The following is a 24,752-nucleotide window of genomic DNA, read 5'->3' as shown; positions in this document are numbered from 1 at the left end:
CCGCCTCACCCGCACGACGCGCCCGCCGGGCAGAAGGACTCCAGTGCGGCGGTGAGCGGTCCGCGGATCTGGTCGGGGGCGAGGGCGTCGGGACCGGCGGCGCGGATCGCGTAGAGCGTGCCGTCGGCGGCCTCGAAGCGATGGTCGATCACCTGGCGCGCCCCTTTGTCCTCGTCGTCGTAGCGGTACGTCAGCTCGGACCAGGAGGCGCCAAAGGAGCGGTCCAGGGCCTGGTAGCCGGGCTGCTGGGAGTAGCCGTAGCCGGGGTCGTTCTCGGCGAGGTCGAGGGAATCGGCCGGGGTGTCCTCAGCGAGCGCGAAGATCTGGAGGCTGCGGCTGCCGTCCGGGGAGGTGTAGGAGACCACCGGGGCCTTCTCGCCCTGCCGCTGTGTGCGGGTCCAGCCCTCGGGGACGTGGAGGGTGTACCCGACGGGATCCTGGGCGCGGCGATAGCCCGGGACCGGTGCGGGTGTCGGGGACGGGGACGGGGAGTCGAGGGTGGTGGCCGTCGGGGTGCTGACGACGACGTTCGGTATGGGGGTGGTCCCGTTCGCGGCGGTGGCGGCGCCGTCGCGGATGAGGAACCAGACGCCGGTACCCACGCCGGCACCGAGGACGGCGGCGGCGGTGAGGACGAGCAGCAGCCGGCGGGCGCCCCGGGGCGAGGGCCGGACGGAGGCGGGATCCGTGGCCCGGGCGGGGACAGCGGCCGAACCGGGCACGGGGGCCGGGGCCGGGACGGGAGGAGGGCCGGCAGTCGGGGCCGGGGCGGGAGGAGGCGCGGCGGCCGGGGCGGCCGGGACCGGGGGAGGCAAGGGAGTCGGGGCCGGGGCGTACGAAGGCGCCGAGAAGGTCTGCGTCCGGGCGGAGGCCCAGGGCGGCGCGGTGACGGGCTCCTCACCCGGCGCGGGGTGCTCCTGCGCGGCCCAGGCCGCCTCGCCTCTCTCCTCGCTGGGCTCGTGCTCCGACCAGGAACCGGAGCTGTGGCCCTGCGCGTGACCGCCCCAACCGCTCATGGCAAGTCCCCCGAATCACCCGATGCTTACCTCTTTCGACGCTAGCGGCGAAAACGGCCGCAGGCCCCGTTCCGGTGCGAACCGGAACGGGGCCTGCGCAGGTTCGTGACAGAACCGCGAGAACGCGGCGCGCCTGGGCGGGCGCTGGTGAGCGGGGCTCAGATCAGGCCGAGGGAGCGGACCGCCTCGCGCTCCTCCTCGAGCTCCTTGACGGAGGCGTCGATACGGGCCCGGGAGAACTCGTTGATCTCCAGGCCCTGGACGATCTCGTACTTGCCGTCCCTGGTGGTGACGGGGAAGGAGGAGATGAGGCCCTCCGGCACGCCGTAGGAACCGTCGGACGGGATACCCATCGACACCCAGTCACCGTCGGCGGTGCCGTTCACCCAGGTGTGGACGTGGTCGATGGCGGCGTTGGCGGCGGAGGCGGCGGACGACGCGCCACGGGCCTCGATGATCGCCGCGCCGCGCTTGGCGACGGTCGGGATGAAGTCCTCGGCCAGCCACTTCTCGTCGTTCACGACCTCGGCGGCGTTCTTGCCGGCGATGGTGGCGTGGAAGATGTCCGGGTACTGGGTGGCCGAGTGGTTGCCCCAGATGGTGAGCCGCTTGATGTCGGAGACCGTGGAGCCGGTCTTCTTCGCGAGCTGGGTCAGGGCGCGGTTGTGGTCGAGGCGGGTCATGGCGGTGAACCGCTCGGCCGGTACGTCGGGGGCGGCGGCCTGCGCGATGAGCGCGTTGGTGTTGGCCGGGTTGCCGACGACCAGGATCTTGACGTCGTCCGCGGCGTGGTCGTTGATGGCCTGGCCCTGCGGCTTGAAGATGCCGCCGTTGGCCTCCAGGAGGTCGCCGCGCTCCATGCCCTTGGTGCGGGGGCGGGCGCCGACGAGGAGACCGACGTTGGTGCCGTCGAAAGCGACGTTCGGGTCGTCGGTGATGTCGATGCCCGCGAGCAGCGGGAACGCGCAGTCGTCGAGCTCCATGGCGGTGCCCTCGGCGGCCTTGAGCGCCGGGGTGATCTCGAGAAGCCGCAGCTTGACCGGCACGTCCGCGCCGAGCAGCTGGCCGGAGGCGATGCGGAAGAGCAGGGCGTAACCGATCTGGCCGGCCGCGCCGGTGACGGTGACGTTCACGGGAGTGCGGGTCATGGCGTTCTCCGTATGACAGCTGGCGGTGGGCGTCCCTGCCCGAGGGAGGGGACGTACAGATGATCGATCTCTTGGCGTCAAGATAGATCCAGCGGTCAGGCTATCGCGCCTCCGGGATCCCGGACGTCCGGGTCCGTGTGGCCCACCCCACAGAAGGGGCCCTCATTCGCGGCAGGGGCTCTCGCTACGGACCGGGAGAAGGGGCTCTCACTGCGGACCGAGAAAAAAGGGGGGCGGCCGTCCGGTCCGGGAGAGGGTGGACCTGAACGGCCGCCGGGTGGGGGTACCGATTGCCGGACTCCCGTGGGGGTACGTTGCGCGTGCCCGCTTTGCCGACGGCCATTCCTGCCGACCTCGAAAACTTTTCGCGGCCGGGGTGAGGACGCCGACGGCCGCCCGGTCACCCGGGCGCCGCCGGCCTCCGGTTGCCCGATGGAAGCAACCGGCGCCTACTGCGTGCAGCCGTCCTGACCCGCCGCCAGCGTCGCGCAGGCCTTGGCCTCGCCCGCGTCCTTCACGGCCACCATCGGTGTGTACGCGATCGTGTCGCCGGCAGCGGTGATCGTGCCGGACTGCTCGGCCTTGCCGACCGTCACCACGACCTCGTCACCCTGGGCGGCCTGGGTGATACGCCCCCACGCCGCGCCGCAGGTCTCGCTGTAGCGCACCTCGACCACGGCGGTGCCGACGGTCGCGGTCTTGGCGGTCGTCACCAGGTCGCCGCTGCACCCCATGCTCTCCGCGTCCTTGCCGGTGCAGGAGTCACCGCTGCACTTCACGCCGGGCGGCAGATCGGGGTCGGTGGTCACGGACGGCGAGGGCGACTTGCCGGCCTCGTCGCCCTTCCCTCCGCTGCCGGGGCCGGTGAAGTAGAACACCGCCGCGATCACGACCAGCACACCGACGACGCCCGCGAGGAACATCGTCAGCTTCCGCTTGCCGGCGCCACCGGACACCTCGCGCGCCGGACGCGGCCCCCGCGGAGGCTCGCCGTACGAGCTCGGCGCCCCGGACACCGCCGCGGACGTCCCCGAGTCGCCGGGCACACCGCCGGACACGCCGGCCGTCGCCGACGCTCCCGCCGCCCCGGACGACGCCGTTCCCGACGGACGACCACCCGTCGGCGACGGGCCCCGATACCCGGCGAGGCCCCACGAGTTGCCCTCGGCGGTACCCCCGTCACGGACGTCGGCCCCGGAGGACCCCCGGGCCGCGGAGTCCGGGACGGAATCGTCCCGGACGGAGGAGTCACGGGCCGAGGAGTCCCGTACCGGCGAGTCGCGGACCGGCGAGTCGCGGACCGACGAGTCCCGCACCTCCGGCGCCGTCGGCTGGGCCGGCACTGACGGCGGCACGGTGGGTGCCACACCCGCCGGGCCCGCCACGCCGGGCGTCGCCGTCGCGCTGCCGCCTCTGCGGGCGGACTTGCCCGCCTTCGCGCTCCCCTTGGCGTTCGCCGGCGGTGCCCCGAACTCGCTCAGTGCCGCGCGGGCCTGAGAGATCCGGATCGCCTCCATGGTCATGTCGTGGCGCATCTCCGAACGGCTCCAGGCCCGCTCGGCCAGCTCCCACATCGTCGTCAGGTGAACCGGGTTCGTCCCCGTGACCTCGGCGAGCGCCACGATCGCGCCCTTGGGCGCGAGGAGCCGCCCGTTCAGATACCGCTCCCAGGACGTCTTGCTGTATCCCGTGCGGTCGGCGACCGCCGCGATGCTCAGACCGCTGCGGTCCACGAGCCGCCGCAGCTGGCTCGCGAACTCCCTGACCTGCGGATCCAGTTCATCCGGCAAGGCCCTCCAACGAGGCATTGCTTCCCCCCTCTTCCCCCCGGTTCGTGCTGGTGTTTCTCGCGTTTCCCTCGCGCGTGGTGCCCTCTGCCGAGTCCTCGTTCTGGCTACCCACAGGGATGCGCCCGGCAAGGATCTCAGTTCCCGGGGTGGGGGCGCACGGGAGCATTGGGACAGTGGGCATGCACCGTTGCACGCCCTGCCAACTGCGTCCAGTGTTCCACCGGCTCCCCTTGCCGGCCGACACAACCCTGGCAGTAAGCCCTTGCAGACAGCTCTTGCGGACACGTGGGACCCCCGAGCAGTCCCGATCGACCACGCTAGCCCGCTTCTCGAACGGCTTCCTTGCAAATCCGCGAACTTGTCAACACATCGACACATGGAAGGCACACAAACGATCACTCGCGCCACAGGTGCCGCAAAGGGGCAAGTCGGCCGCGGCGTCCCCACGGGCCTCAGCCCAGCGCAAGAGCCCCGATCACCCCGGTGAGCGCCAGGGCCACGACGAGCGCGAGCGTGACGACCAACAGCCGCCGTGAAGGGGGCTGCGGCTCCTGCGGCGGCACGTCCCACCACGGAAGCGTGGGTTCGTCCTCATACTCCTCGAGCTCCTCGACGTCCCCGCACGTCCCGCGTGTCCGGCTCACCCCGCTCACCCCGCTCACCCCGCCCGCGCCGGACTCCCCGGGGATCTCCCCCTGGGCGGACTCCTCGCCCCGATCCTGCCCCGCCCCCCGTCCGCGCTCGGGTCTCGCCGGTGCCGTCGCTGGCTTCGGCCAGGCCCGCACGGCCAGTTCCCACCGGACGCCGAAGCGTTCCGCCTCGTCCCTCTCGATCCCCGCCACCCGGCACAGCGCGGCGACCGCCTCGCGGGGCGGTGGCTGGGTGGCGTTGAGGTAGCGCTGCCAGGAGGACTTGCTGTACGCGGTGCGCGCGCCCAGCGCGACCAGGCTCAGGGCCGTACGGTCCTTGAGCTGCCGCAACTGCTCCACGAAGTGCCGCACCTCCGGCGGCAGATCGTCGGGCAGCGGCTGCCAGGCACCCATCGCTCACCTCCGAACCAGGCCCGATCGGGTGACGATCCGCAGCGGCGCCTTGGTTCCCGACGGCCCCGGACGTACCGGAACGGTCACTTCCGTGCCACAGCGCACTGACAGGCGTTGAACAGCTCCTTCGCCGTGCCCGAGGCTGGAAACACCGACGGCGGCCCGTCCTTCCTCGGGGGTGAGGACGGGCCGCCGTCGGCCGTGGCCGAGTGCGTCAGTTCTCGACGGTGAAGTGCAGCGCGTCCTTCAGGAACGGGATCTTCAGCAGCGGGTCCGGCTGTGCCATCAGCGCCAGCAGCACGATCACCAGGCCCAGCGCGCCGTACGTCACGATGTCCGTGAAGCGCGAGCGCACCGCGAGCATGCCGACGCCGGGCAGCAGCCAGCGCAGCACCGCGCCGGTGAGCAGGGCGGCGCCGATCAGCAGCGTGCCGACCCGGAAGACGTCGAGCGCGGTGATCAGCAGCCCGACCGCGACCAGGCCGAGGACGAGCAGGACGGGCCACTGCCGGGCGGGCGCCGGCGCGTCACCGGGCGCGGCCCGGCCGCCGCCCTCGGGGCGGGCGGTGTCCCTGGTGAACAGCGGAAAGCGTCGGGTGGTCCGCCGGGGCCTGCCCTTCGCGTCCGGTGCGCTGACCGGATCCCGGACCTCGATCTCCTCCGCGCTGTCGGCGCGGCCCTCAGCCGACACTGCGCTCCGCCGCCTCGACCACGTTGACCAGCAGCTGCGCCCGGGTCATCGGGCCCACGCCACCGGGGTTGGGGGAGATGAAGCCGGCCACCTCGGCGACGCCGGGGTGGACGTCGCCCACGATCTTGCCCTCGGCGCTGCGCGAGACACCGACGTCGAGGACGGCCGCGCCCGGCTTCACGTCCTCGGGGCGGATCAGATGGGCGGAGCCGGCGGCGGCCACGATGATGTCCGCGCGCTTCAGGTGCGCGGCCAGATCACGCGTCCCCGTGTGGCACTGGGTCACGGTCGCGTTCTCGCTGCGCCGGGTCAGCAGCAGCGGCATCGGGCGGCCGATGGTCACGCCGCGGCCGACGACCACGACCTCGGCGCCCTTGGTCTCCACGCCGTACTGCCGGAGCAGGGTCAGCACGCCGTTGGGGGTGCAGGGCAACGGCGCCGGCTCGTTGAGGACCAGCCGGCCGAGGTTCATCGGGTGCAGTCCGTCGGCGTCCTTGTCCGGGTCCATCAGCTCGAGGATGCGGTTCTCGTCGATGCCCTTGGGCAGCGGCAGCTGGACGATGTAGCCGGTGCAGGCCGGGTCCTCGTTCAGCTCGCGGACCACCGCCTCGATCTCCTCCTGGGTCGCGGTGGCCGGCAGCTCGCGCTGGATGGAGGCGATGCCCACCTGGGCGCAGTCGCGGTGCTTGCCGGCGACGTACTTCTGGCTGCCGGGGTCCTCCCCGACCAGGATCGTGCCGAGGCCGGGCGTGACGCCCTTCTCCTTCAGCGCCGCCACGCGGGCGGTCAGGTCGGACTTGATCGCGGCTGCGGTGGCCTTGCCATCGAGAATCTGGGCGGTCATGGCCCCATCCTCCCGGATGACGCCCTCCCGGTTCCAATCCGGGTCCGCAGTGACCTTGACCACGGTATCTCCGCCCGTATCCGCCCATGATCAGCGATGTTGCACTTGCACAACACATAGGGAATGCGGCTGGACAAGTAAGAGGCGTCTAAAGAACGATGAGACGCTAGTGCCGCGGGCAGTACCGGGGGGACAACCGCATCCGTAGAACTTCCTCCGAGCCGTGCCCACGTCGTCCCCGCACTGGATCAAAACGGAGGAAGGACCGCCCGATGAGCTTCGGCGACCCGAACAACCCCTACGGCCCGCCCCAGGGCCAGCAGCCCGGCTACCCGCCGCAGCAGCCCCCTGCCCAGCCGGGCTACGGCTACCCCCAGGGCGCTCCGCAGCAGCCCGGCTACGGCTACCCGCAGAGCCAGCAGCCCGCCTACCCCGGTTACCCGGGCTACCCGGGCGGCAACGCGATGGCGATGGAGATGCCGGGTCTGATGAAGACCTCGCGCGTGCTGCTCTTCATCCTCGCCGGTTTCCAGATCCTGTTCGGCCTCATCGCCGGTATCGCCGTCGGCGCGGTCCAGGACGTGTCCAACGGCGTGGGCAGCGGCGACGACACCGACGCCCTGGCCGGCCTCGGTTTCGTGATGGCCGGCTTCATGCTCGCCGTGGGCGCGCTGTCCATCTTCCTGGGCGTCAAGTTCAAGAACGGCGGCAGCGGCATCCGCATCACGACGATCGTCTACGCGGCACTGATGATCCTCGGCGGCGTCTACAACCTGGTGACCGGAGGCGGCGGCTCCACCACCTTCGGCGGCCTCATCTCCCTCGCCATCGCCGGCATCATCCTCGCCTCGATGGTCAACAGCGCCGCGTCGGCCTGGTTCAACCGCCCGCGGTACTGAACCCTTCACCGAACTCACCGGACGTCCACGGGGCTTCGAAGAGTTCGCGCCAATCAGCAGCCGGGGCCGTGTCTCACCCGTTAGAGGGGGGCACGGCCCCGCTGCGTCGCCCTACTCTGACGGCATAGCCGTCAGGCACGGGGAGACGCACCTTGTACAGCATCATCGTGGTACCTCCGCCGACCTCGGAGGACGACAACCACCGCGCCCAGCTCCGGCTGGCGCCCGGTGAGCGACTCGGATTCGGGCGTTCCGCCTCCGACAACGACCTCACCATCGCGCACGACGGGGTCTCCCGCAGAGCCGGGGAGATCACCGCGCAGGGCGCGTTCTGGATACTGAGCAACCTCAGCCGCGAACAGACCTACGTCGTGGAGAACCCGGAAGGCGCGGGCGAGCACATCAAGGTCGGGCCGGGGCGCCTCGACGCGCCGGTGCCCTTCGAGTTCTCGCGGATCGTGCTGCCGGCGGCCGGTGATCTGCTCGCGATCGAGGTGTGGGCGCCGCGTCACGACTACATGGGCTCCGCGGGCGGACTGGACGGCGCGACCACCGCCCCCGCCTTCTCCGTCGACCGCACCAAGCGCTACTTCGCGGTGCTGGCCGCCCTGTGCGAACCCCGGCTGCGCGGCGAACCGCATGCCGCGCTGCCCACGGTCGACCAGGTCGTGGACCGGCTCCGCCCCAACTGGCCCGCCGCGTCGCGCACATCGGTGCAGTGGAACATCGACTACCTCGCCGTGAAGCTGCGGCTCAAGCCCGGCCCGGAGACGGCGGACACGGGTCCTCGTCTCAACGGCAAGAAGGAGTCGCTGGTCTCGCTGGCGCTCCGGTTCGATCTCGTGCGGGAGGACGACCTCGTCGTGCTGCGCGAGCCCCTGCCGTCGGCGTCGTCCGGCCGGCCGGTCCGGTGACCGAGCCGTACGCCGTGCCGGTGCCGCTGGGGTACCGGGTGGGCGCGTGGGAGGTGCGGGAGCCCCTCGCCACGGGGGCGTTCGGGAGCGTCTACGAGGGCAGGCGCGTCGCTGCCGACGGCGAGCCCGGCGCGGACCTCCCGCGGACGCAGGAGCGCGGCGCGGACCTCCCGCGGACGGTGGCGTTGAAGTTCCTGCCCACCGGCACCGGCACCCCCCGCCAGCTGACCCATCTGCGCGAGCTCATCGACCGCGAGGTCGAGGTGCTCCGACGGCTGAAGCAGCCGCGGTTGATCCGGATGTACGCCACCCTCACCGTCGACGACCCCGCCCACCCCGCCCTCGACGGCGCCACCATCCTCGTACTGGAGAAGGCCGAGGGCTCGCTGGCCGCCCTGCTCCGGGCCGAGCCGCGTCCCGCCGCCGGGCCCGCTCTGCTCGCGCAGATCTGCGAGGGGCTGGCGCAGCTGCACCGGGCCGGGTGGGTGCACGGGGATCTGAAACCGGCCAATGTGCTGCTGATGCGGGACGGTTCGGCCCGGCTCGCGGACTTCAACATGGCTGCGGAGCTGGAGGGCACCCACGCCTACACCCCCGCCTTCTCCACGCCCGACTACACACCGCCGGAGCTGCTCTGGGCGGAGATCGGCGAGCGGGGCCGCCGTATCCGGCCCTCGGCGGACGTGTGGGCCTTCGGGGTCCTCGCCCATCTGCTGCTGACCGGCTCCTTCCCGCTGCCCGGCGCCACCCCGGCGGCCCGCCGGGACGCGGCTGCCGCCTACGCACGCGGCACCGACGAGCTACGGCTGTCGCCCGAACTCCCGGCCGTCTGGCGGGAGATCGTGCGGGACTGCCTCACCCGGACGCACGCGGACCGGATCGCCGCCGGGGAACTGCTGCGGCGGGTCGAGGCGGCGGCGGGCACCGGCCGCTCCCCCCGGCTGCCCCGCAGGCTGCTCCCACGCCGCCGCTCCCGCCGTACGCGGATCCTGGCCACGGCCGTCTCCACCGTCGTGGCCGCCGCCCTCGGCTACGGCATCAGCGGCTGGGCCGACACCGGCGGCAGCGGCGGCGGGCGCGAGAAGGTGACGCCCGCGACCTATGGTGCCGACGAGCTGCGAACCGACCAGGGCATCCCGGTGGCGTACCGGCGTCTGATCGTCGACTCCGCCCATGACTGTGTCCAGCCGGAGGTGACCCCGGCGCTGATCGCCGCGCTGCTGAAGGCCGAGAGCGACTTCGACCCCGACCTCTCCGACCCCGCCAAGAATGAGTACGGCATCGCCCGCTGGACCCCTTCCGTGCTGCGCTGGTGGATCCGCGACGACGGCGTGCCCGCGAAGGAGACCCCTCGTCCGCCGCTCTCCCCCGCCGAGTCCATTCCGGCCGTGAGCCGCTACCTCTGCTTCATCGAGCCCCGTCTGAAGGCCGGCCTGTCCGGCGACCGCCGGGTGCTGCTCGCCGCCGCGTACCGCACGTCGTACCGGAAGGTGAACGACGCGGGCGGTGTTCCCCCGGACAACCGCGTCTACGTCGACCGCGTCGCCCACTTCCTGAAGAAGTACTCGCCGCAGGACCTCGACTACACCGCCCGTGTCACTCGGTACCTCAAGGAGTACACCCCGCCCCGGGCGAGGTGACCCTCGGAGTTCTCAGGTACCGCGCGCGGGACGCCGGCGCCATGGTTGGTCATGTCCACCAACGGGGGTGGCAAGACCGGAAGGACACCGACCATGAAGCGCATGCTCGCCTCGCTGGGTGCGGCGGCCGTACTCGCCACGGGCGCCGTCGCCCTGACGCCGACGGCCGCCTCCGCGGCACCGAACGGCTGCTGGGGCAGTGGGCCCAACAACTCCCGCTACTGCCACAACTACCAGGGCGGCAACGTCCTGTTCAACGGCGCCGTCGCGGGCTACCTCAACGCGGGCGACAACTGGTTCGTCTGCCAGAAGAAGTTCCCGGGTCAGGAGAACCCGCCGGTCGGCGACGCCCGCAACGACTGGTGGCTGTGGACCCAGGCCGACACCAACGTCAGCAACGGCGGCTGGGGCTGGTTCCCCGCCAACAAGGTCTCCGGGGGCGTGAACTACGGGGCGATCCCGGGGCTGCGCACCTGCTGACGCGGAGCCGAGCGACTGCTGACACGGGCTGAGCGAGACTGCTGACAGCCCACCGACCGGCCGCGTCACGGTTTCCGGCTCCCTCGGGGGAGGGCCGGAGACCGCGGCGCGTGCCGTGCGGGAGCCGGGCCGTACCTCCCCGGCCCTCGTGGCCGTGCACGGCTCCCGCGCCACGAACGGACCAGCGGTCCACTCCGCCGCCCCACTCTGCCGCGTCGCGGGACGCCGCCGTCAGTGGAAGAAGTGCCGCGTCCCCGTGAAGTACATCGTGACGCCGGCCTTCTGCGCCGCCTCGACCACCAGCTCGTCGCGGACCGAACCGCCGGGCTGGACCACGGCCTTCACGCCGGCCTCGGTCAGGATCTCCAGGCCGTCGGGGAAGGGGAAGAAGGCGTCGGACGCGGCGTACGACCCCTGCGCGCGCTCGGCGCCGGCCCGTTCCACGGCCAGCTTCGCGGAGTCGACCCGGTTGACCTGCCCCATGCCGACGCCGACCGAGGCGCCGTCCTTGGCGAGCAGGATGGCGTTGGACTTCACGGCCCGGCAGGCCTTCCAGGCGAAGGCGAGCTCCGCCAGTTCCTCGGCGCCGAGCGCCTCACCGGTCGCGAGGGTCCAGTTGGCCGGGTCGTCGCCGTCGGCCTGGAGGCGGTCGGTGACCTGGAGGAGGACGCCGCCGTCGACCGGCTTGACCTCGACCGGGTTGCCGGGGCCCTCGGGGCAGCGCAGCACCCGGATGTTCTTCTTCTTGGTGAGGGCGTCCAGCGCGCCGTCCTCGTATGCGGGCGCGACGATGACCTCGGTGAAGATCTCGGCGACCTGCTCCGCCATCTCCTTGCTGACCGGGCGGTTCACGGCGATGACGCCGCCGAACGCCGACATCGGGTCACAGGCGTGCGCCTTGCGGTGCGCCTCGGCGACGTCCGCGCCGACCGCGATACCGCAGGGGTTGGCGTGCTTGATGATCGCGACACAGGGCTCGGCATGGTCGTACGCGGCACGGCGGGCGGCGTCCGTGTCCGTGTAGTTGTTGTACGACATCTCCTTGCCGTGCAGCTGCTCGGCCTTGGCCAGGCCGGTGCCCGTGCCGTCGACGTAGAGCGCGGCCGGCTGGTGCGGGTTCTCGCCGTAGCGCAGGGTGTTCTCGCGCTCCCAGGTGGCGCCGAGGAAGTCGGGGAACCGCGACTCGTCGACGGGGGCGTAGGAGGAGGCGAACCAGCTCGCGACGGCCACGTCGTAGGCCGCCGTGTGCTGGAAGGCCTCGGCCGCGAGCCGCTTGCGGGTGGTGAGGTCGAAGCCGCCGTCACGGACGGCCGCGAGGACGTCGGCGTACCGGGCCGGGCTGGTGACGACCGCGACCGACGGGTGGTTCTTGGCGGCGGCGCGCACCATCGACGGGCCGCCGATGTCGATCTGCTCGACGCACTCGTCGGGGGTGGCGCCGGAGGCGACGGTCTCGCGGAACGGGTAGAGGTTGACGACGACCAGGTCGAACGGCTCGACACCCAGCTCTGCCAGCTGCCGCTGGTGGTCCTCCAGGCGCAGGTCGGCGAGGATGCCGGCGTGCACGCGCGGGTGCAGCGTCTTGACCCGGCCGTCCAGGCACTCGGGGAAGCCGGTGAGCTCCTCGACCTTGGTGACGGGGACGCCGGCCGCGGCGATCTTCGAGGCGGTGGACCCGGTGGAGACGAGCTCCACGCCCGCCTCGTGCAGCCCGCGCGCGAGGTCTTCCAAACCGGTCTTGTCGTAGACGCTGACGAGCGCGCGACGGATGGCCCGCTTGTTGCTCTCGGCGGTGGCGGTCACTGGATAACTACCTTTCGTCCCTCAATGCGATAGCCGTTGCGGGCGAGCCGCCCCACGACCTCGACGAGCAGCCTTCGCTCGACTTCCTTGATGCGCTCGTGCAGAGCGCTCTCGTCGTCCTCGTCCCGGATCTCGACCACGCCCTGAGCGATGATCGGCCCGGTGTCGACGCCGTCGTCGACGAAGTGGACGGTGCAGCCGGTGACCTTGGCGCCGTACGCGAGGGCGTCGCGGACGCCGTGGGCGCCGGGAAAACTGGGGAGCAGGGCCGGGTGGGTGTTGACGAACCGGCCGCCGAAGCGCGCGAGGAACTCCTTGCCCACGATCTTCATGAACCCGGCGGAGACGACGAGATCGGGCTCATGGGCGGAGACGGCCTCGGCGAGGGCCTCGTCCCATTCGTCCCGGCCGCCGTAGTCCTTGACCTTCCGCACGAAGGTCGGCAGCCCGGCGCGCTCGGCCCGCGCGAGCCCCTCGATGTTCTCGCGGTCGGCGCCCACGGCCACGATCTCGGCGCCGTACGCCTCGGGGCCGACGGCGGCGATCTCGTCGAGGAGCGCCTGAAGGTTGGTGCCGGATCCGGAGACCAGCACGACGAGGCGCTTGGCACGCTCGGCCACGGGCTTGGCGGCCACGGTGGGGCCCTTTCTCGGGGGTGCGTTCTTCGTGGGGCGGCAGCATGCACGTCCACGGTGTCACCACTTGTACGTTCATACGAATGCGTCGCGCCCCGGGATACGGGGAAGTCTACGAAGCAGCCGACCGTCAGCAACGATACCGGCACACCGGGCAGCCCCCATGGGACGGGGGCGTGGCCGGAAGGTACCGTCTGCCGGGAGCGGGGCTCGGGAACGCGGTCGGTGTGCGGTGCGTTCACGAGGTGACAGCTCAACGCGATACGGCCGGGGCCGGCTGCCTGAGGCAGCCGGGTTCACGGCCGGATGCAGTCGTATCCAGCCGTTTCCACAAGGGGAAGACGCTCACTTGATGCCGGACCGCAGCCTGCGACTCCTCACGCTCCGCCCGCATTCGGTGCAGGGAGCGGCGCACAGCGGCGTACTGCTGCGGGAGCGCCCCGCCTCGCCGCCCGACGCGCCCTCGGGCGGGCAGAACGGCGACGCGGGAGGCCGCGGCGGCCCGGCGCAGGAGGACAACCCCTTCGCCCCGCCGCCGGAGGGCACCCCGGACCGCCCCTGGCAGCCGCGCCGCCCCTCGGGCGAGGACGGCTCACAGGGCGCGGGCGACGGGGACGGCAATGCGCCGTGGGGCAACCAGTGGAGCGACCGCCAGCCGGGCCGCTCCCCCGACGGCTTCGGCGAGCGCCCCCGCGGCAACCAGGAGGGCCCCGGCACCGGCGGCCCCAACACGGGCATGCGCTGGGACCCCACCGACCCGGCACAGCGCCGGGCTCGCTTCGCACTGCTCTCCGGCATGTGGGCCTTCTTCTTCGCCCTGTTCAGCTGGCCGTACGTGGCCCTGCTGCTGGGTGCGCTGGCCCTGTACTGGGCCATCAGCGCCCTCCGCGCCAAGCCCCGCACCCCCGACCCGAACACCCCGGCGTCCGCCCGCCCCACCGGCCGCCCCCAGACCACAGCGGCGATCAGCGGCCTGGTCACAGCGTCCCTGGCGATCGCGGTGGTCGCCGCCGGCTTCACCGCGCAGATGGTCTACAGCGACTACTACACGTGCACGAACGACGCACTGACCAATGAGGCCGAGCAGGCCTGCAATGAACTGCTGCCGAAGGAACTGCGGGGCGTTCTGGGGACGACCGACTGAGGTTCCGGGGACCCCTGACCGGGGTGGGCCACGGCTCGCCCGCGAGGCCGCGGCAGCGCCGCCGCCCTCAGCAGGGCCGGGCGCCCGGCGGGGCCGGCTGCCGTGGCCACTACCGTGCAGTGTCCTCTTCCGCGTTCGGGGCGTCTGCGTCGCAGGGAGGCTCGGAGCCGGCAGGTGCGTCCGCCCGGTCCGGGCGTTCCGGTTCGGCCGGGGTCTCCGGTACGGCCGCGGCATCCGGGGCCTTCGAGGCGTCCGGCACCTTAGTGTCGTCCGCTGCCACTGACGCATCCGGCACCCCCGTCACATCCGTGCCTTTCGAGAGACCTCCCACCTCCGACACATCCCCCGCCTGCGGCATCGGTAGTGCGGCGCGGTCCCCAGTCCGCGAGGCGCCGCCCCCCGCTCCTGACACACCCGGCGCCTTCGAGAGCTCCGGCACGGAGACTTCCCCGGCCTTCGAGAGCTCCCGCGCCCCCGAGGCTTCCTCCGTCTTCGACAGCCCCGGCGCCCCCGCGACTCCCTCCACCCCCGAAGACCCCGACGCGTCCCGCACCGCCAAGGCATCCCGCACCCCGGAACCGTCCCGGACCCCCGAGGCATCCCGCACCCCGGAGCCGTCCCGGACCCCCGAGGCGTCCGACACCCCCAACCTCTCGCGCGCCTCCCCGGAGCCCCCTACCCCTGACGCGTCCGGCGCGTCCGCGCCCGGCGGGTTCGACGCGTCCCCCGCGCCCAGGGCTTCCGCCGGGTCCGTAGCCTTCTTCATCGCCGCCCACCCGACCTCGCGCGCGGCGTCGTCGCGCCAGGGTGACGGCGGGTTCGAGGGGGCCTGCGACGGAGCGGGCGGCTGGGGTGGAGGGGCGGTGGGTGCGAAGTCGTGTGGCTCGAACGTGGTGTCGTGGTCGTACTCCAGATACGGGATCTCCTGCTCGGCATCCCCCACCGAAGCGCCCTGGACCTGCCGCGCGAGCCGCCCGTCCTTGCCGGGCACGGCGGGGCGAGCCTCCTCGGCGTCGCCCTCCGACGGCACCGCCCGCTTCTGCGCCGACGCACTGGCCGACGACTCCTGGTCGTAGATCGAGCCGCTCGTCCGCGACTCGGCGGACGGCGCCCCCGCACAGCCCGTCTCCCGCTCCGCCCCCCGCGCCAGCCACCCGCCGATCAGCGGCAGCCGTTCCCGCAACCGGCGTCGGCCCCCGCCCGAGCCGCCCTCCACCGAGGCCCCGGTCGCCGTCCCCGCCGGCACCTCCAGCCGAGGCCGGCCGATCCGAGCCTCCTGTGTCCCGGTCGGCCGGGCCGCGCGCAGCGCACGTACCACCCGGGACCGCCACCATCGCGCCACCACGGCCACCGGAACCGCCACCACGACGACCCACCCCAGCGTCGCCCCTCCGGCCTGCCACCACACCGGGCCGAACTGCGCCAGCGCCCCGACGCCCAGCGGCCCGCCCGACAGGCCCGCCAGCACGGCGACGAAGACCGCGCAGCACGCGGCAGCCTGCACGGCGACCACGGCGGTCCGTCCGCTGGACCAGGGGTCGGGGAGCGGGTGCGTGTCGTGTGGGCGGGGCTTGGCAGCTCCACGGCCACCCTCGGTCCAAGGCCCCTCGGACGCCCGGCCACCCTTCGTCCTGGTCCCGTCAGCCGCTCCCCCGCCCTTCCCGCGAGGCTCGCCATACGTCCCCCCGCCCTTCGAGCGAGGTCCGCCCGGCCCTCGTCCGCCTACGGTCCGGGGCCCCTCGACCGCCGAACCCCCCTTCGCCCGAGCCCCTTCGAGCACCGAGCCCTCCTTCGTCCAGGGCCCCTCGGACGCCGGCCCGTCCGCCGACCGAAGCCCCCCGCGCACCGCCATCCCCGCGACGAACCAGCCCACCACCACCCCGGCCACCACCGGCACCGCGCCCACCCCCCACTGCACCGGCCCCGCGACCTCGGCCCCCGGCACCGCCTCGAGCAGCGGAAACGGCGGCAGCAGCGGCGCGGGGGCGGCGGACGTCGGCCCCACCACATGGCCGACCCCGAGCACGAAGCCGGGGCCCAGGGCGTACGACGCCGCCCACACCGCCGCGTTCGGCACGAGCGACACGCACAGCAGCAGCACCGCCAACCGCCCCGACCACCCCTCGGTGAGCTTGAGGAAGGACGCCTGCGTCGCACCCCCGTGCCACACCAACGAGCCGGCGACGAGCACGGCCCCGCCCCCGACGAGCGCCGCCACGCCCGCCCCCGCTGCCCGCGAGGCGGCCCCGAGCCGGATCCGCGCCCGAGCCCCGGGAACCAGTCGCCGCACCCGCCTCGGCAGGGCGAGGAGCACGCCCTCCACGACCTCGGGCGGCCTCCCGCACGCCGTCCACACCCCCGCCCCGGCCGCCCCCATCACGACCAACGGCACGAACGCCCCGGTCCACAGCCACGCCGGCTGCAACTCGCCCCCGGTGGCGTACACCGCCGCCGCCACCCCGACCCCGAGGTACCCGAGCACGACGCCCGCCCACGCCGTACGCCCCGACACCAGCGGCTCCCCGTCACCGCCGTCCGCCGCCTGGTCCCGCGCCGCCCGGTGGACCAGCCACAGCGGCAGCATGAGCAGCAGCAACGGCGTGACACCCACCGGGGCGGGGACGCCGGAGAGCGTGTCGGGACGGACCAGTTCGGCGCCGTGCGCGAGCAGCCACAGCACGGCGGCGATCCGCAGCGCGCCACCCGGCCCGCTGTCCGGGTACGGCGAACTGACCCACAACACCATCACCAGTACGGCGAAGACACCGAGCCCGAGCCCCGCGGCCACCGCGCCGCTCAGAAGACTGGCGGCCAGTCCGGGCGAGCGGTGGCGCAGGCGCGTGAGCAGGGACGTACGGCGAGCGGTCATCTCGATCACGACCGCCATGCTCCCAACGACACGCGCTTTTCCGCTGTAACGGGCAAAGCTCCGATGTGTCGCTCAATATATGTTTATGTACTTTTTCGTACGGAAGGGTGCCCGGTGACGCAGAGCCCCGCAACCCCGCTCCCTCCGCCCGAGGAACGCCGACGCCTGCGTGAGGCCGCCGCATTGACGCAGGCTCAGCTCGCGGCACGGGTGGGAGTGAGCCGCGAGACGGTACGCGCGTGGGAAGCAGGCCGTACGTCACCGCGCGGACGGAAAAGGCAGGCATACGCACAACTGCTCGGTTCCCTGGCGGAGAAGACGGCGAGTCAGCGGCGCAAGCCGGAGGCGGACGTGAACGCGGAGGTGAAGAGGGAGGTGGTGAAGGTGAGAAGGGAGGCCAAACGGGGGGCGGAAGAGGAGGTGGAAGGGGAGGCGAAGCGGGGGGCGGAAGAGGAGGCGGAAGGGGAGGCGGATGAGGGGCGGCAGAGGGCGGTGGTCGAGAGGGCCGCAGTCACCCCCGAGCACCGCCACGAACACCCCCTCACCCCCGCCCAGGCGTTCGACGCGCTCTACGCCTTTTGCGCCCCCGCTCTCGTACGGCAGACCTATCTGCTCACCGGGCGTCGCGAGCTCGCGCGCGAGTCGGTCGAGCAGGCTTTTCAACTGGCGTGGCAGCGTTGGCCGGAGGTGGCCCGGGACCGGGACCCGGCGGGCTGGGTGCGGGCGACGGCGTACGACTGCGCCCTCTCCCCCTGGCACCGGTTCCGCCCCCGCTACCGGCACCCCGAACCGCCGCCCGCCGACGCCTCCGACCGCGCCCTGCTGGACGTACTTCTGACCCTCCCGCCGCCCCAGCGCCGCACGCTTCTGCTCTACGACGGCGTGGGCCTCGACCTGCCGGAGACGGCGGCCGAGACGGAGGCGAGCACTCCGGCGACCGCGAACCGGCTCATGCATGCCCGCGCCACCGTCGCCGAACGCCTCCCGGCCCTGTCCGACCCCGCCGAACTCCACCATCGGCTGGCCGAACTGGCCGCCACCGAGCGCCTGCGCGCGGCAAAGCCGGCGACGGTACGCGACGGCAGCGAACGCCGGGCCCGGTTCTGGACCCGGGCGGCGATCGCGTTCACGGTGGCGCTCATCGGCACCACCGCGCTGACCCTGCGCACGGCCCCCACGCACTACGAACCCCCGGTACCCCCGGGAGAGACCGTGCTCGGCGTACCGCCGAAGGTGGCACCGGGGCCGCTGTCCCACAAGCAGCAGAAGCTGCGCAAGAAGCTCCGCGCGGAGATGCAGCACGGCCCGGAGAAACTCGTACCGCAGATCGGTTGAGCCGCCGCGTCGCGGGAGAGGGGCGCGGGCGAGGGACCCGGACGGGGGAGGGAAACGACCGGTGGGCCCGTCCCCACTCAGGGAACGGGCCCACCGATACGTTCGGACGGGTGCCTCGAAAGGTCAGCCGCCGAGGATCTCGCGCGCCAGCTTGGCCGTCTCGGTCGGCGTCTTGCCGACCTTGACGCCCGCGGCCTCCAGGGCCTCCTTCTTCGCCTGGGCGGTGCCCGACGAACCGGAGACGATGGCGCCCGCGTGACCCATGGTCTTGCCCTCGGGCGCGGTGAAGCCGGCGACGTAGCCGACGACCGGCTTGGTCACGTTCTTCGCGATGAAGTCCGCGGCCCGCTCCTCGGCGTCGCCACCGATCTCACCGATCATGACGATCAGGTCGGTGTCGGCGTCGGCCTCGAACGCGGCGAGCGCGTCGATGTGCGTGGTGCCGATGATCGGGTCGCCACCGATGCCGACGGCGGTGGAGAAGCCGATGTCACGCAGCTCGTACATCATCTGGTACGTCAGCGTGCCGGACTTCGAGACCAGGCCGATACGGCCCGGCTTGGTGATGTCGCCCGGGATGATGCCGACGTTCGAGCCGCCCGGGGTGATGATGCCGGGGCAGTTCGGGCCGATGATGCGGGTCTTGTTGCCCTTCTTGCCGGCGTACGCCCAGAAGGCGGCCGTGTCGTGCACGGCGATGCCCTCGGTGATCACGACGGCCAGCGGGATCTCGGCGTCGATGGCCTCGACGACGGCGTCCTTGGTGAACTTCTCCGGCACGAAGATGACGGAGACGTTGGCGCCGGTCTTCTCGATGGCCTCCTTGACGGTCCCGAAGACGGGTACCTCGGTGCCGTCGAAGTCCACGGACTGACCCGCCTTGCGCGGGTTCACGCCGCCCACGACGTTCGTGCCGTCACCGAGCATGAGCTTGGTGTGCTTCATGCCGGTGGCGCCCGTCATGCCCTGGACGATGACCTTGCTGTCCTTGTTGAGCCAGATAGCCATGGTGTGTTGTGTCCTCGTCCTGAGTGCTTACTTGGCGGCGTGAGCCAGTTCGGCGGCCTTGTCGGCCGCGCCGTCCATGGTGTCGACGCGCTGGACCAGCGGGTGGCTCGCGTCGGTGAGGATCTGCCGGCCGAGCTCGGCGTTGTTGCCGTCGAGGCGGACGACGAGCGGCTTGGTGACCTCCTCGCCGCGGTCCTCCAGGAGCTTCAGGGCCTGGACGATGCCGTTGGCGACCTCGTCACAGGCGGTGATGCCACCGAAGACGTTGACGAAGACGGACTTGACGTCCGGGTCGCCGAGGATGATCTCCAGACCGTTGGCCATGACCTGGGCGGAGGCGCCACCGCCGATGTCCAGGAAGTTGGCCGGCTTGACGTTGCCGTGCTTCTCACCGGCGTACGCGACGACGTCCAGGGTGCTCATGACGAGACCCGCGCCGTTGCCGATGATGCCGACCTCACCGTCGAGCTTGACGTAGTTGAGGTTCTTCTCCTTGGCGGCGGCCTCGAGCGGGTTGGCCGCGTCCTTGTCGTGGAGCTCCTCGTACTCGGGGTGGCGGAACTCGGCGTTCTCGTCGAGCGACACCTTGCCGTCGAGGGCGATGACGTCACCGGAGGCGACCTTCGCGAGCGGGTTGACCTCGACGAGGAGGGCGTCCGACTTGATGAAGGTGTCCCACAGCTTGATCAGGACGTTCGCGACCTTGTCCGCGACCTCGGCCGGGAACTTGGCCGCCGCGACGATCTCGCGGGCCTTGGCCTCGTCCACGCCGTCGATGGCGTCGATCGCGATCTTGGCGACGGCCTCCGGGCGGGTGGCCGCCACCTCCTCGATCTCCATGCCGCCCTCGACGGAGGCGATGGAGAGGAAGGTGCGGTTGGCACGGTCGAGGAGGAAGGAGACGTAGTACTCCTCCAGGATCTCCGGGGCCGTCTCGGCGATCATCACCTTGTGGACCGTGTGGCCCTTGATGTCCATGCCGAGGATGTCCGTCGCGCGGGCGACGGCCTCGTCCGCGGTCGCGGCGAGCTTGACGCCGCCGGCCTTGCCACGGCCGCCGACCTTCACCTGGGCCTTGACGACGGACTTGCCACCGAGACGCTCAGTGGCTGCGCGGGCCGCCTCAGGCGTGTCGATGACTTCACCGGCCAGCACCGGTACATCGTGCTTGGCGAAGAGGTCCCTCGCCTGGTACTCGAACAGGTCCACGCGCTTCCGTCCCTATCAGTGATCTCGCGGTTCGTTGGATGCGTGGGCGTGCCGCGAAGGGCAACGTGACGTCCGCTGTCACAGGGGAGGCGCACACGGTGACCGAGCGCGCGGCATGTCCGTCTCGCAGGTTATCGCTGCTTGAAGGAGGCCCCTAAATCGAGGGTCACACCTGAGCGGTGATACCTGTCACATGATGCCGCGATCAGCAAAGATCTCTGGCACTCCGTGCCGACTGTGAGGTTCCGGCCGCACAACGGGTGAGGACCTCACCGGGTTGGGGTTGACCCGGTGAGGTCCCTTGCACAGCCCGCGGCGGCACCGACGCGCCGCCCTGAGGGCTCTGACCCGAGTGATCCCCACCCCAATGGGGATCACTCGGGCCCTTCCGCGGGGCTCCGGCCGGACAGTCCGACGGCTTTCGGCCGTCCGGGGCCGTCTGCCTCGCGGAGTCGGTCGGCCGCCTCGGGAGCGGGAGCACGGTGGTCACGCTCGCCGGGCGGCTGGTGAGTCGTACGTGGCTGCGCCGGGGGGCGTCGTACGACGTCGGGTGGCGCCGTCGGAGTCAGATGCGGTGGGCGCCACCCGGGTGGACGTCCTGCACGTAGTCCGGCGTGATCGAGTGGGCCACCTGCCGGACACCGGAACCGGCGTGCCCCGCCGCCGGGACCGCCGAGTCCTGGACGGTCCCGGTCAGATCCCCGGCGAAGGGCGCGGCCTGGGCCACGACACCGTGGGCGAAGGGGCCGACCTGGCCGACGACCCCGCCGGCGAAGGGCCGGACGTCACCGGCGACGCCGTACGCCAGCGCGGTCGCGCTGCCACCGACGCCGTCCACGACCGGCCGTACCGTATCCACGGCCCGGTCCGCGACCGGCCGCACCGTCTCCACCGCCTCGTGCGCGAGGGGCCGCACTGCGCCGGTGACGCCGTACGCGAACGGCTGCACCTCCTCCGTGACACCCTCGGCGAACGGACCGGCCTGTCCGGCCACCCCGCGCACGAACGGGTCGGCCTCGCCCACGACCCCGCCCGCGAACGGCCGCACGTCACCGGCGACGCCGTACGCCAGCCCGCCCACATCCCCGACGGCCTGCCCGGCCACCGGCACGACCCCGTCGACGGCCGTACCGACGACGGGCGGCACGACGGCCCCACTGACGTCCGCAGCCGCGTGACCGACCAGGCCGGTGGCGTACGGGGGCACGTCGGCGGCGGCGCGCTGCGCGACGGGGCGGACGTCGGCGACGGTGCCGTCGGCGATCGGCCGCACGTCGGCGACGGTGCCGGAGACGACGGGACGGGTGTCGGCGACGGTGCTGGAGACGGTGGGACGGACGTCGGCCGCGGTGCCCTGCGCCAGGCGCCGGACGTCGTCGACCGCGCCGTGGGCCACCGGCTTGATGCCCTGGACCGCACCGGCAGCCGTCGAGTGCGTCCCCTCGACGGCCTGCCCGGCCACCGGCTGTACGTCGGCGGCGACGCCGTACGCCAGCGCATTCGCGGCGTCGACGGTGTGCCCGGCGGTCCCGGCAACCCCCACGACGGCGCCGTGGGTGACCGGAACGACGCCGTCCAGCGCCTGGCCGGCCACCGGCCGCACACCGGCCGCGGTGTCGCCGGCCACCGACTGGACGCGGTCCACCGCATGCGCGGCGACCGGGTTCACCCCGGCAACGGCGTGGCCGGCGGCCGGGCGGACCCCGGCCACGGCGTGCCCGGCGGCCGGGGCGACACCCTCGACCGCACGCCCGGCGACGGGCAGAACGCCGTTCACGGCCTGACCAGCGATCGGTGGGACGACGGCGTCGGCGGTCTGCTCGACGACCGGCACGACCGGCGCGACCGTGCCGGGCAGGCTGCCGACGGTGCTGCGAGCGGTGCCCGTGACAGTGCCGGTGATGTGGCTCGGCACGGCGGAGACGGACCCCATGGCCGCGCCCTGCACGGCGGTGACCCGGTCGACGGCGGTGGCCTGCGCGTCCGTTGCCGAGGCGGTGGCCGTGCCCTGGGCGGCGGCGACCCCGGAGTGGGCGACACCCCGCACGCCCGCTGCCGTGCGTCCGGCACCGGCAACGGCGTACTGCGCCTTGGTCCGTACGACGCCCTCGACACCCTGCGCCTGGGCACGGGCCGCCGTCTGCGTCCCCTGGAGCTTCGTCTGCGCCGCGGCGAGCGCCCGCTCCAGCTCGGGGGCGAAGGCGGCGAGCGGACCGAAGAGGTAGTCGATCGTGTCGGAGGGGCGAGGGGCGTTCCGGGTGGTCTGCCCGAGCTCGGAGGCGGCGTCGGCGCCGCCCGCGGAGAGGCGGGCCTCGGCCTGCGCTCCGACCTGTGCCGCGGCCGTGTGCGCGCGAGCGGTCTTGGCGCCCTGGATGGCTTGGGCCGCGTTGTGGACCTTGGCCGCCTCGCCGGCTGTGGTGCGGGGCGAGCTCGGGACGCCGAAGTCGCCGTTGACGTAGCGGCGGGCCTGCTCGGCCGTGCCGGTGTCGCCGGTCGGGTCGGTCGTGCCCGTCGGGTAGGTGGCCTTGCCGGTGGCGCCGTGGGTGATGCCGGAAACGGCGCCCGTCACGTCGGAGACGGTGCCGTCGAGGCTCGTCCGGGTGCCGGTGCCGGTGACCGCACCGAGGAGGCCGGGGGCGGCGGCGCGGTCGGCCGCTGCTGCGGTCGCGTCGGTCACGTCAGTGGTGCTGCCGGCGATGTCGGTTGTGTCAGTCGTGTCGGCGGTCGCGTCCGGCACGGACAGGGCGGAGGCGGGCAGCTCGTCCGCACTGGCGGCGGTGGAGCCGAGCGCCCAGGCGCCGGTGACACCGGCGGCTATGACGATCGAACGGCGAATGTTCTTGTTCATGGATACGTCGGATCCCTAGATCTTGGTGCTCCGAAGGCCAGCGGAGGAACAGAGATGCGAAAGGCTCCGGGGCTTCGGACGGTTGGGGACATCCGGAACGGGGAGGTCCGGACAGAAGGACAGGCAATGCTGTTTCCGCCCCGCGTCGCAGATCTGCGACGAGGGGCCGCCTGCCTACTGGCCTACGCGGGGGAAACCGGTATGTCCCCGTGCCTGTCCTGGATGTCGTCCGCCTCGACGGGGGCGGCGGCACCCGGCACCAACAGCAGCAGCGCCCGCTGGTCGACCGAAACGGCCTGCGCGTCCCCGTGCCGCGACCCGCCTCCGTCGCCCGCCGAACGGTTGCCCACCACACCGGGCTGATCAACCGACACCCACCGCAGGGGGAGGTGGGCTATGGGCGCGGTGCGGCGCGCGTCGGTGGCTGCGGAGGTATGAGGCGCGTCGGCCTCGGCATGGGCGACGTACTGCGGACCGTAGGTGACGGTCACGGAGCCGCGGGCAAAGCTTTCGTCGGCACGCTCACGCCCGCTGCTTTCGCCGGACGCTCCCTGCCCAGGCTGCGGAGTGGTGGTGACGGTCGCGGGCGGGGTGTGACCGGGAACAGCGGGGAAGAACGGCGTGCCGGGGAGACGTGGGACATCAGGAAGCCCAGGAGTGGCGGGCAGAGCCGGATCCTCAACGCCCGGCATCCCCGGCCAGTTCGGAGCTTCCGGCACCGCCGGCAGCACGGGCAACTCCGGCAGCCGAGGCGGGGACGACAGCGCGGGCAAGGATGGCAGCGCAGGTAGGTCCGGCACACCCTGGACGACCCGCTCGGTGACGGGACGGCGAGCCGGGTCGGCCAGGTCGACGGGGCTGTCAGCACCGTCGTTGCGAACGGCGCCGTGAGACTCCTGGATCTCTACGTTCGCGTCAGGGCCAGGCTCGGCCGGGCTGTGTGTGCCCGTTCCGCCCAGGCCGCTCACCGTCCGCTCGACCGCACCCCTCGTCGCAGGAAGCTCATCGGAGCCGAAGGGCGCCGAGACCGAGGCCGATGACGAAACCAGGTCGGCACCGGGACCCACCGGCACCCCATCCGCCGCATGCGCCCGCTCCCCGCAGAGGAACCCGAGCGCGAACAAACCACTCACCAGCAACGCCACCTGAAGCGCACGCCGCCCGGCCGCCGTGCGCACGACGCGCAGAGCGGCAACAGGCAGAGCGGCTGGCCAGGTCAAGGCGAGGTGGTCCTCCCGTGCGGCGGAACGAAGTACGCGTGACGAGCAGCCAGTCGGCGCGACGCGGTACGGACGAGCGGCGCGCGGGGCGCACCGCTGAAGCGGCATCGATCCTTGCACGCCCCTCCCGAGGTCGCGCAAGCCCCCTGCTACCGATGGGTACGCATGTCCGTTTTGCTGCACCAAGTCGGTCGTCACCAGGTCGACAAATCACCG

The 24,752-nt window shown here is 72.5% G+C and carries 19 protein-coding genes; 6 read left to right on the top strand and 13 right to left on the bottom strand.

Features of this window, described 5'->3' with window-relative positions:
* Positions 1 to 5: 5 nt before the first annotated feature.
* The 6 genes from ACHBTE_RS06140 to ACHBTE_RS06115 all read right to left on the bottom strand — a co-directional run bounded on the left by ACHBTE_RS06140 (position 6) and on the right by ACHBTE_RS06115 (position 6,532).
* Positions 6 to 1,016, bottom strand: coding sequence for a hypothetical protein (locus ACHBTE_RS06140; protein ID WP_394722360.1), 1,011 nt, complete (start codon positions 1,014 to 1,016; stop codon positions 6 to 8).
* Between the two features lie 158 nt (positions 1,017 to 1,174).
* A complete protein-coding gene (locus tag ACHBTE_RS06135) occupies positions 1,175 to 2,164 on the bottom strand; it encodes a malate dehydrogenase (RefSeq protein ID WP_394722359.1) in 990 nt (329 codons plus the stop codon).
* A 449-nt stretch (positions 2,165 to 2,613) separates the two neighbouring features.
* The gene (locus ACHBTE_RS06130) at positions 2,614 to 3,972 is read right to left on the bottom strand and encodes a DUF2690 domain-containing protein (protein ID WP_394722358.1); all 1,359 of its coding nucleotides are present in this window, start codon (positions 3,970 to 3,972) and stop codon (positions 2,614 to 2,616) included.
* Positions 3,973 to 4,406: 434 nt separating this feature from the next.
* Positions 4,407 to 4,997, bottom strand: a complete 591-nt coding sequence (locus ACHBTE_RS06125) for a helix-turn-helix domain-containing protein (protein WP_394722357.1) — start codon at positions 4,995 to 4,997, stop codon at positions 4,407 to 4,409.
* Between the two features lie 214 nt (positions 4,998 to 5,211).
* Complete coding sequence (locus ACHBTE_RS06120) at positions 5,212 to 5,688, bottom strand: DUF3017 domain-containing protein (protein WP_394722356.1); 477 nt, start codon at positions 5,686 to 5,688, stop codon at positions 5,212 to 5,214.
* A complete protein-coding gene (locus tag ACHBTE_RS06115; protein WP_394722355.1) occupies positions 5,678 to 6,532 on the bottom strand; it encodes a bifunctional methylenetetrahydrofolate dehydrogenase/methenyltetrahydrofolate cyclohydrolase in 855 nt (284 codons plus the stop codon). The genes ACHBTE_RS06120 and ACHBTE_RS06115 overlap by 11 nt, the downstream gene beginning before the upstream one ends.
* 272 nt (positions 6,533 to 6,804) lie before the next feature.
* On the opposite strand from ACHBTE_RS06115, the gene ACHBTE_RS06110 reads away from it, so the two are divergent.
* The 4 genes from ACHBTE_RS06110 to ACHBTE_RS06095 all read left to right on the top strand — a co-directional run bounded on the left by ACHBTE_RS06110 (position 6,805) and on the right by ACHBTE_RS06095 (position 10,465).
* A complete protein-coding gene (locus ACHBTE_RS06110; protein WP_394722354.1) occupies positions 6,805 to 7,431 on the top strand; it encodes a hypothetical protein in 627 nt (208 codons plus the stop codon).
* A 152-nt stretch (positions 7,432 to 7,583) separates the two neighbouring features.
* A complete protein-coding gene (locus tag ACHBTE_RS06105) occupies positions 7,584 to 8,345 on the top strand; it encodes an FHA domain-containing protein (protein ID WP_394722353.1) in 762 nt (253 codons plus the stop codon).
* Positions 8,342 to 9,985 (top strand): protein kinase, encoded by a 1,644-nt coding sequence (locus ACHBTE_RS06100; RefSeq protein WP_394722352.1) that lies wholly within the window; start codon positions 8,342 to 8,344, stop codon positions 9,983 to 9,985. The genes ACHBTE_RS06105 and ACHBTE_RS06100 overlap by 4 nt, the downstream gene beginning before the upstream one ends.
* Before the next feature lie 93 nt (positions 9,986 to 10,078).
* Positions 10,079 to 10,465, top strand: coding sequence for a hypothetical protein (locus ACHBTE_RS06095; protein WP_394722351.1), 387 nt, complete (start codon positions 10,079 to 10,081; stop codon positions 10,463 to 10,465).
* Positions 10,466 to 10,696: 231 nt separating this feature from the next.
* On the opposite strand, the gene purH is transcribed toward ACHBTE_RS06095, so the two are convergent.
* Both purH and purN read right to left on the bottom strand, forming a co-directional pair.
* Positions 10,697 to 12,268 (bottom strand): bifunctional phosphoribosylaminoimidazolecarboxamide formyltransferase/IMP cyclohydrolase, encoded by a 1,572-nt coding sequence (gene purH / locus ACHBTE_RS06090; protein WP_394722349.1) that lies wholly within the window; start codon positions 12,266 to 12,268, stop codon positions 10,697 to 10,699.
* On the bottom strand, positions 12,265 to 12,903 hold the full coding sequence (purN, locus tag ACHBTE_RS06085) for a phosphoribosylglycinamide formyltransferase (RefSeq protein WP_394722347.1): 639 nt from the start codon (positions 12,901 to 12,903) through the stop codon (positions 12,265 to 12,267). The genes purH and purN overlap by 4 nt, the downstream gene beginning before the upstream one ends.
* Before the next feature lie 352 nt (positions 12,904 to 13,255).
* On the opposite strand from purN, the gene ACHBTE_RS06080 reads away from it, so the two are divergent.
* Positions 13,256 to 14,047: a hypothetical protein gene (locus ACHBTE_RS06080; RefSeq protein ID WP_394722345.1), complete on the top strand. Its 792-nt coding sequence runs from the start codon at positions 13,256 to 13,258 to the stop codon at positions 14,045 to 14,047.
* A 109-nt stretch (positions 14,048 to 14,156) separates the two neighbouring features.
* Here the strand turns inward: ACHBTE_RS06080 and ACHBTE_RS06075 are convergent, their stop codons facing one another.
* On the bottom strand, positions 14,157 to 16,934 hold the full coding sequence (locus ACHBTE_RS06075; protein WP_394722343.1) for a DUF6350 family protein: 2,778 nt from the start codon (positions 16,932 to 16,934) through the stop codon (positions 14,157 to 14,159).
* A 96-nt stretch (positions 16,935 to 17,030) separates the two neighbouring features.
* On the opposite strand from ACHBTE_RS06075, the gene ACHBTE_RS06070 reads away from it, so the two are divergent.
* A complete protein-coding gene (locus ACHBTE_RS06070; RefSeq protein WP_394722342.1) occupies positions 17,031 to 18,251 on the top strand; it encodes a helix-turn-helix domain-containing protein in 1,221 nt (406 codons plus the stop codon).
* 123 nt (positions 18,252 to 18,374) lie between these two features.
* On the opposite strand, the gene sucD is transcribed toward ACHBTE_RS06070, so the two are convergent.
* The 4 genes from sucD to ACHBTE_RS06050 all read right to left on the bottom strand — a co-directional run bounded on the left by sucD (position 18,375) and on the right by ACHBTE_RS06050 (position 24,536).
* A complete protein-coding gene (gene sucD, locus ACHBTE_RS06065) occupies positions 18,375 to 19,259 on the bottom strand; it encodes a succinate--CoA ligase subunit alpha (RefSeq protein WP_394722341.1) in 885 nt (294 codons plus the stop codon).
* A 27-nt stretch (positions 19,260 to 19,286) separates the two neighbouring features.
* On the bottom strand, positions 19,287 to 20,468 hold the full coding sequence (gene sucC, locus ACHBTE_RS06060; RefSeq protein ID WP_394722338.1) for an ADP-forming succinate--CoA ligase subunit beta: 1,182 nt from the start codon (positions 20,466 to 20,468) through the stop codon (positions 19,287 to 19,289).
* Positions 20,469 to 21,033: 565 nt separating this feature from the next.
* Positions 21,034 to 23,316, bottom strand: a complete 2,283-nt coding sequence (locus ACHBTE_RS06055) for a hypothetical protein (RefSeq protein WP_394722336.1) — start codon at positions 23,314 to 23,316, stop codon at positions 21,034 to 21,036.
* Between the two features lie 182 nt (positions 23,317 to 23,498).
* Entirely contained in the window at positions 23,499 to 24,536 is a 1,038-nt protein-coding gene (locus tag ACHBTE_RS06050; protein ID WP_394722335.1) for a hypothetical protein, read from the bottom strand.
* Between the last annotated feature and the right edge of the window lie 216 nt (positions 24,537 to 24,752).

The organism is Streptomyces sp. M41, from assembly GCF_043673425.1.
Taxonomy (GTDB): Bacteria; Actinomycetota; Actinomycetes; order Streptomycetales; family Streptomycetaceae; genus Streptomyces.
The sequence above is the reverse complement of the archived record's forward strand: the minus strand, read 5'-3'. Positions and strand labels throughout refer to the sequence as shown.

Coding starts and splice junctions, on each gene's coding strand:
- ACHBTE_RS06080 (WP_394722345.1), top strand. CDS start 13,256: ATGCCGGACCGCAGCCTGCGACTCCTCACGCTCCGCCCGCATTCGGTG.
- ACHBTE_RS06125 (WP_394722357.1), bottom strand. CDS start 4,997: ATGGGTGCCTGGCAGCCGCTGCCCGACGATCTGCCGCCGGAGGTGCGG.
- ACHBTE_RS06115 (WP_394722355.1), bottom strand. CDS start 6,532: ATGACCGCCCAGATTCTCGATGGCAAGGCCACCGCAGCCGCGATCAAG.
- ACHBTE_RS06095 (WP_394722351.1), top strand. CDS start 10,079: ATGAAGCGCATGCTCGCCTCGCTGGGTGCGGCGGCCGTACTCGCCACG.
- ACHBTE_RS06135 (WP_394722359.1), bottom strand. CDS start 2,164: ATGACCCGCACTCCCGTGAACGTCACCGTCACCGGCGCGGCCGGCCAG.
- ACHBTE_RS06130 (WP_394722358.1), bottom strand. CDS start 3,972: ATGCCTCGTTGGAGGGCCTTGCCGGATGAACTGGATCCGCAGGTCAGG.
- ACHBTE_RS06140 (WP_394722360.1), bottom strand. CDS start 1,016: ATGAGCGGTTGGGGCGGTCACGCGCAGGGCCACAGCTCCGGTTCCTGG.
- ACHBTE_RS06110 (WP_394722354.1), top strand. CDS start 6,805: ATGAGCTTCGGCGACCCGAACAACCCCTACGGCCCGCCCCAGGGCCAG.
- ACHBTE_RS06075 (WP_394722343.1), bottom strand. CDS start 16,934: ATGGCGGTCGTGATCGAGATGACCGCTCGCCGTACGTCCCTGCTCACG.
- sucD (WP_394722341.1), bottom strand. CDS start 19,259: ATGGCTATCTGGCTCAACAAGGACAGCAAGGTCATCGTCCAGGGCATG.
- ACHBTE_RS06055 (WP_394722336.1), bottom strand. CDS start 23,316: ATGAACAAGAACATTCGCCGTTCGATCGTCATAGCCGCCGGTGTCACC.